This is a genomic window from Shewanella surugensis (assembly GCF_023284005.1).
Classification (GTDB): Bacteria; Pseudomonadota; Gammaproteobacteria; order Enterobacterales; family Shewanellaceae; genus Shewanella; species Shewanella surugensis.
The window spans coordinates 1-7,518 of record NZ_JAKIKS010000180.1 but is presented as its reverse complement, the minus strand read 5'-3'; the positions used below and the strand labels follow the sequence as shown (position 1 = coordinate 7,518).

Here is a 7,518-nt window from a genome sequence, read left to right as displayed (position 1 = left end):
CATTTTTAGTCATTGCGATGTTCCTTTTGTTAATTGTTGATCGGCCAAGATCAATTAACAGGTTACATCGCAATGCTTTATCCTCATACACCAGAAACGACTATAGCTCGTCATTTGAATGTATTAGGGCATTATTCGTTTACTTTGGCTGAACAGGTTAAAAAGGGGCATATCAGGTCACTAAATCAGGTATTGAAAAAGCACGATATAGTCTTAGAGTAACTTTTCGTACCGTTGGACCTCAAACCCCTTGTATTATTTCTTAGTGATAAGTTATCGAGGGGAAACATTGATTATATATAACTCTATAGAATTGTCTTATAAAGAAAATCAACAAAATAGGTTACTTCTCACTGGCTGAGTAAATGTGCTACAACACCGCGGTGTATATATACAGGCAAATTTTCTTTGAAAGTCATTCCAAATACAGCAAGCGCGGGGATCAGTGGCTTCGAATCACCTGCTACTGAATACATACAACGGCTATTAAGCTTAGATGAACTTTTGATAGATCATCCAAGCGCCACTTTTTTTGGTCATGCTTCTGGCAAGTCGATGCGCAATGTGGGTATTTTCGATGGTGATATTCTTATCATTGATAGGCATGTCACCATCGAAAATGGCGATGTTGTGGTCGCTAATTACAATGGTGAATTTGTGTGCAAAATTATCGATAGCAATGCATCTACTCTCCGCTAATGATGAACACCTTCCAATGGAGATTCATCAATATGACCAGGCTTTTGCGCCGTAACCCACAAGAACGTTTCATTGCAAATTGTATGATATTCATGAGATTCGACATGATAGCCTATACGTTGTAACTCACTGAATAACTCCGCTGGTTTATTGTGGCTGTAAAAAAGCTCAGTATCTATGAACTTTTTATTACCACTAAATGCTTCAGCACCTGTATATTCCTTAGTTGCATAGGTAAATAGAACCTTCCCTTTAGGTTTTAACCATTTAAACATTTCAGAAAACAGATCTGAATGAAGCTCAGAAGGAATATGAAAAATACTGTAAGTTGCTGTTATAGCATCGAATTGATTTGATTCAAATTCTACTTCCATCATATTGCCTCTGATGGCCTCCATTTTTGGCGCATATTTTGAAGCCAACTCGATCATACGCTCAGAAAAGTCAACTCCGATGACTTTCCAGCCATTATTTAAGAAATAACTGGCAACTGGCTCTCCAGCGCCACAACCAAGATCAAGTAACTTTCCATTTTCTAACTCCAAATTCGAATAAAATAAGTTAAGGATTTCTGATATATCAAATGCCCCCCTATTCACGTCATAAGTATCAGCAAAACTGTTATATGTTTCCCGCAAAAAATCGTTCATATAAATGCCCCCTCCGCCACCCGAAGAGCTATAAATCATTTCTTAATCATGTATAACATAACCAGTTGATTATAAATCAATATTCACCTAAGTGCGAAAACACCAGCAAAACAAAGTGCTCTCCGTTGTTTATGGGGAAGGCGTAAGCTCAATAACATTCTGCTAGATTGAAACAATACGCTTTTTTTAAAGCTATACATAAGATAACAAAAATAAAATCAAGCTGTTCAGGTTTTGATGCCTTTGCTATAAGTAAGCTAACTCTATGCGAATTCGGTGGAGCAACTACAACCCAACGCTTATCTTGTTCCTAACCCCCCTTAATTTTCCTTATCCGCATAAGTAAATTCAAAAGAAGATATACAAAAATAGATTATCTTAAATGTAATTATAATATTTTATGTGGAGGATGGGAATAACACTGCCCTAATGTTAATAATCGAGAAATGTTTAAATTGTTTGCTGGTTTTATCTTCTTGGTTGGTTGCTTTGCATCCATATTAATATTTATTTGTTTTATAGTTATTTATTCTAAATACTAATTTTACCGTTTATTTTTTCGAAAAAACATTAGTGTTTTTTCCAAGGGAATTGTTAATGTTAACGGTGATTTTAGAATTGATTAATTTTATACTCCTAATCCCTCAAGCTAATCCCTCAAGCTAATCAGCCTGCGACTTTTAAGAGCTAAAGACGCTCATTTGGCCGAATGAAATAATGTATAGCTCAATGCCTTTATCTCCCGTATGAGGCGTAGGTTCGTAATGCGTGTAATAAGGTGTCACTTCACTATTTTCAGAAATAGCGAATTAAGGCGCAGTCTAAAGAAACGAACGTTTTTCGAGACTTACAAATATAAGATAAAGACTCCCAGAAATATTGACTCTCTTTATCTCAAAAATACGTCTTGAAAATCAAAATCCCAACAACTCATCTGACTGTTAATTTTTAAGACATTATCACCCAGCATAATTCAAAGTGACACCTTATTACACGTATTACGAACGGGGGCCTCGTTAGCGGCCTATTCAACAAGCTTACGAAGTAGTTGAGTTAATTCAGATTTTTTAAGCTTATTGTGAAAAGGTTTATAGCTGATCCCGATGTCATGTTCGGTGCATAAATTATTATAAATATCAGCAAGATTAATATTGGTTCTGGTTCCCAGCGTATTGAGCATAGCCAGTACCATCTGCATGGGAGATATGTTGCGCATCCGCCGTATGAAATGACATTCTTTGGCTAATTGAGTGATGTTGTTTGAGCTAAGAACACTTGTCAGTTGCTTAGGAATAGCGTTAAAGTTCATCTCGTGCTCTCTCATTTTTGATTAGTGACTCACACTTACTATTCGATCATGAGATGAGCACAACTTCCAGTGTTTATTAAATAATACTTATTTTATCAAATAGTTTCAGCCTGTTAGATTAAGATCCTACGTATGTGTACATAGTGAAGTATTTATATGAAAATTCTTTGATATCATTTTATAATTGTTATTAAATGTAGGAACTCACATTATAAAGGGATTTTAACAATGTTTAATTTACATGAATTCAATATACATCGTCGTAGTTTCATAAAAACGTGTGGAAGTGGCGCCGCTATTACCTTAACGATAACCAGTTTACCCTCATTATTAATGGCGAATAAAGTACAAGCCAATGAGCTAGCGCTCGATAGTCATTCGCTTAATTGGGCGCCAACGCCAGGTAAAGCCGACTTCAGGATTGATGGGTTAAGTAAAGTTTTGGGAAATAAAGTGTTTGCCCGTGACTTTAGATCTAAAGATTTAACCCGTTATGGTTGGCCAGACAACACCGTTAAAGAAGAACGTGTTGTCTATGCCTTACGCACTAATACCATTGAGTCAGTGATCAGTAGTTACAACCTAGATATGTTGCCGAGCCATTTACAGCCTCTTGTGGTGGTTGATGCAACTAAAATAGCAAAAAGCCATATAGATTTATCGGGCGATGTATCCGATGGTTTATTTGTAAGGTTAGGGGAGTCAGCATTATATTATGGCCAACCGGTTGCCATGCTTATTTTTAAAAATGCAGTAATTTTTCGAAAAGCAAAAAAAATACTGCAATTTAGCAAAAATGTCATTCAATACGCCAATAAGGTGTCACTTCAAGAGTCTAAAACTTATGAACCTACTTACGATTACGTTAAAGATGAAAGTGTGAACTTTAGCTATGTTGCTAAAAGTGCCGATGAATATAACGATAATTATAGAAATGTTCAAAATGATGTATTTAATGAAATGGCTAGTAAGGTAGCGGAGGGTGATTGGAAAATTTATAGCCGAGCATTTGAAACGCAAGTGATGGATCCGATGTTTATGGAACCAGAGTCAGGCTTAGCTTGGTTTAATCAAAGTAATAATAGCCTTAATTTATTATTAGGAACCCAGTCACCTACGGGTGATATTAAAGAGGTAGCCAAGCTTTTTAGTGATAAAAAATGTGCATTCAAAGTGAAGGCTGTTGATTTAATTTCTTGTTATCCAGGAGGCGGTTTCGGTGGCCGATACAAATCTTATTTTACCTTATATTTAGCTGTTGTTGCCCCATTTGCTGATGGTCATCCCGTGCTTTGGCATCATGACCGCTTTGAACAGTTTCAAATCGGGATTAAAAGACATCAAACATGGGTCGAAGAGGCTATATACTTAAATAAACTAGGAAAGATAAAAGCGTTAAGTGCTAGTTTTACGCTTGATGGTGGAGGAAGAAAAAACTCAAGTCCTTATGTTGCCCAGTTAGCAGCGTTAAGCTCCTGTTCTGCATACAAAATACCTAAAGCAATCGCTAAAGCTCAAGCACTCGACACTCCACACCTCATTGGTGGTGCTCAACGAGGCTTTGGTGGGCCACAAGCTTTTTTAGCCATTGAAACATTGTTAGACGAAGCCGCCATTGAATTAAAGATTGATCCCATCGTATTACGACGAAATAATCTCCTATCGAAGACCGACACGATTGTCACCGGAGGACCGATTGTACAGGATTTACAACTCGAACCTATTTTATCAGCTTTAGAAAAACAGCCTTTGTGGCAAAACCGTTTTAATAATCAGCAAGCATACAAAGAAAAGGGCTTGTTATACGGTGTTGGTTTTGCTTTATCAAATCAAGCCTACGGTACTAGTGGCGATGGTATGTTTGGCGGTATTTCCATTGAAATAGATGGCAGCATAACGGTAAGAACACCTTACGTTGATATGGGGAATGGTGCAGCTACAGCATTAGGGTTAGCACCAAGTCACTTTATTGGTCAAAATGCTAGCAGCATAAAAATGGGTGATGCAGGGTATTTTGATGCGCTTAATTTAACGCAAACCGACACCAGTAGTGATAAATATGTACTTAAAGGTTCAGGCTCATCAAGTGCATGTTTAAGCGCTTTTCAGCAATATCATGCCGTACAATATGCGGCAATGCCCTTATTAGTCAGTGCAATAGCACCTGCAATTTCAAGCATTTTAAATGAAACAATAACCTACGATAAAATTTCATGGAAAGACGGAACCGCAGTTGTGGCTGGTGTTGCCGGCAGAAATATTCCATGGCAAAAAATAGTAAACGCTATTTTTACATTAAACTTACCGACACAAGCAGCAATACATGCGACGACCATCGGTGAATTTGCTCACGCCGATTATAAATTCTCTGCAACAAAATCACTTAATTTACCAATAGATTATATTGCCTTAGGAACATCTGAAGTAACGTTATCGACAGTCCCAAGAACCAATTTAGTTAATCCTCCCAGCATTAATTCAAGGTTTGGTCGTTATGCTTATTCACCTTGTGCATCTTTACTCTCAGTAACCGTTGATGAAAAAACGGGTCATGTATCGGTAAAAGAGTGCATTAGTGCATTGAGTGCGGGGGTTCAGCATTGTCCTGAAATCGTTTCAGGTCAGTCGCAAGGCGGTATTGCCATGGCTATGGGATACGCTTTATCAGAAGATTGCCCAAGCACAAATAATGGACCTGGTAATGGTACTTGGAACCTTAACAAATACCGGTTAATGAAATCAGCAGACATTCCAAAACAGGAATTGATTATTATTGAACCAGCAAAAAATGAGAAAACCGCTCGCGGTATTGCTGAGTCGGTAATGTGTCCAGTTCCTGCGGCAATATTAAATGCAATTGCTATGGCAACCGGACATCGCTTTACCAAACTGCCAGTTACTCAAAAATTAATCAAGGAAGCTTTATCATGAATGATCTAAATAAAAAAATAACATTTCATGTAAACGATATCAAAGTTGAAGTTTCAGCAGATGAGGCAGATACCGCATTAGTCGATTATTTAAACGATGATCTATCTCTTACCGGTACCAAGTTTTGTTGTGGCATTGGTGAGTGTAAAGCATGTAGCGTAATGACCTCTACCAGCAAACACGGGGTTAAAAATAAAACCTTAGCATGTTTAACGCCGGTTAGTTTTATGAATGAAATGCATGTTTATACCGTTGAAAGTTTATCTGAAAATGGTAAACCTAACGATTTACAAGCTGCTTTTTTGAAGCACTTTTCTTTTCAATGTGGTTATTGTACATCTGGATTTTTAATGTCAACAACCGTTCTTATTGAGCGCTTAAAACAAAATCCCGTTAGCCAAAGCAATTTAGATAAAATGATCGATCAATATGTAGGGGATAATATTTGTCGATGTACCGGGTATGTTCGATATTTAGACGCTATTAGAGAAATAGCTAAGCCATATACGCTGGAGCATATCTCATGAATAACGTGATTAAGAAGAGCTCAATAGTGACGAGTGGCTTGTATGGTGTTAAGCAAAAAAAAGTGACTGTATTTCTCTCGTTAATTATTATGCTAATGGCTTGTGGTAACGAAACCGAAAATGCAGCAAGTAATAACCAGGTCATACAAACGCAAAACATTCTTGAATATGGCCAGCAATGTACTGCGTTAATTGGCCAAATTCCTGCCTTTAATTGTAATGACGGTACCATAGTGCCTATAACGATAGATGGTGAAGAACCCATAATCTATACACACAAAATGGAGTGTGACAATCCATCAATGTTGCCTTATTCAAAAGATACCTTTGGTCAATGTACGCCATATTCTCGTATTTTAGATTTATCCTATGATGATGTGCAAATTTCAGCCTTTTGTCGCAGAGAGCAATTACGTGATAAAGACAGTGAGTTTTATGATGAAATTGATATCATTTTACATAGTACAAGCAATGGGGATACTTGTTGGTTTCATACAGAGGTAATGGCTGAAAAAAATAATGAAAAAACAGGCATTGATGGTAAACGTGTACCGCCACCTAATGAAGTCACACCACCAAAAGGTCATGTGTCTGCGCTTGATTTTTGGTGGCAGCCAAAAGAAACTGTCACTAACCAATGTGGCAATTGTCATGATGCTGACCCTTTTATGTATAGCCCTTATCTTGGTCAGGTATGGCATGAAGTGCCTACCGATCCTCTAGGTTGGTATAATAACCATGTAGGTCCTGACTTTAGTAAATGGACAGTATCGAGTGCTATTATGCCTGAAGGAAATACATGTACGGGCTGTCATCGTATTGGCAATATTGATAGTTGTCCACATAATGTTAAATTAGAAAATGGTAAAGTAGTAGTGAGAAGTGCCATTTTATCTTCAGCAGGCATGCAAGAAATAGAAGGCGGAAATGAAATTGCTAGTTCATATCCTAATAGCCATTGGATGCCCGTTAATAATTTTCATAGCGAAGCTTTTTGGGGGACGGTCTACAAAGACTCAGTAATCCAACTGCTTTCATGTTGTGAGGATTCAGAACAAGATCAGTGTCAACTTACTCCAATTACAGGAAAACCATAATTTTAATAAGAGGTGATTTCTGAATATTAATCCCTGTTCTATCGCAAACTCAAATTAAAGTGGCTAAAAATGAAGGGGACACTGCCCTTCAGATACAATTATCCCGCTAAAGCGTAAAACTGCTCCCATGGGGTCATGTTGCAGGACAAGATCACGAAGCTTTACCTTGACTTAACTTTGTGATCTTATACTTATTGATCCTAGGCAGTACTTTCGGACACTCGGCTAAGTGAGTAAAATCACTAACCGAGGTATAATATGATGACAAAGAAAATACGCAAAATACACACAGATGAGTTCAAGAA

Annotated in this window: 5 protein-coding genes and 2 pseudogenes; 4 read left to right on the top strand and 3 right to left on the bottom strand. The window is 37.5% G+C overall.

All coding sequences use genetic code 11. From position 1 onward, the window contains the following. Positions 1–408 precede the first annotated feature (408 nt). Positions 409–739 (top strand): annotated as a pseudogene (locus L2764_RS24825) (LexA family protein); the annotation flags it as partial. On the opposite strand, the gene L2764_RS24820 reads toward L2764_RS24825, so the two are convergent. The 3 genes and pseudogenes from L2764_RS24820 to L2764_RS24810 all read right to left on the bottom strand — a co-directional run bounded on the left by L2764_RS24820 (position 696) and on the right by L2764_RS24810 (position 2,658). Next, positions 696–1,349: a class I SAM-dependent methyltransferase gene (locus tag L2764_RS24820; RefSeq protein ID WP_248943049.1), complete on the bottom strand. Its 654-nt coding sequence runs from the start codon at positions 1,347–1,349 to the stop codon at positions 696–698. The pseudogene L2764_RS24825 and the gene L2764_RS24820 overlap by 44 nt on opposite strands. 211 nt (positions 1,350–1,560) lie before the next feature. Next, positions 1,561–1,659, bottom strand: a pseudogene (locus tag L2764_RS24815) (VOC family protein); the annotation flags it as partial. A gap of 714 nt (positions 1,660–2,373) precedes the next feature. Next, the gene (locus L2764_RS24810) at positions 2,374–2,658 is read right to left on the bottom strand and encodes a hypothetical protein (protein ID WP_248943048.1); all 285 of its coding nucleotides are present in this window, start codon (positions 2,656–2,658) and stop codon (positions 2,374–2,376) included. Between the two features lie 228 nt (positions 2,659–2,886). Between L2764_RS24810 and L2764_RS24805 the strand changes: the two genes are divergently transcribed. Genes L2764_RS24805 through L2764_RS24795 form a run of 3 tightly spaced genes read left to right on the top strand, consistent with a single transcriptional unit; the run spans position 2,887 to position 7,213 of the window. Then, positions 2,887–5,589 carry a xanthine dehydrogenase family protein molybdopterin-binding subunit gene (locus tag L2764_RS24805; protein ID WP_248943047.1) on the top strand — a complete coding sequence of 901 codons (2,703 nt, stop codon included), beginning with the start codon at positions 2,887–2,889 and terminating at the stop codon, positions 5,587–5,589. Then, positions 5,586–6,116: a (2Fe-2S)-binding protein gene (locus L2764_RS24800; protein WP_248943046.1), complete on the top strand. Its 531-nt coding sequence runs from the start codon at positions 5,586–5,588 to the stop codon at positions 6,114–6,116. The genes L2764_RS24805 and L2764_RS24800 overlap by 4 nt, the downstream gene beginning before the upstream one ends. After that, a complete protein-coding gene (locus L2764_RS24795; RefSeq protein WP_248943045.1) occupies positions 6,113–7,213 on the top strand; it encodes a hypothetical protein in 1,101 nt (366 codons plus the stop codon). The genes L2764_RS24800 and L2764_RS24795 overlap by 4 nt, the downstream gene beginning before the upstream one ends. Positions 7,214–7,518: the final 305 nt, after the last annotated feature.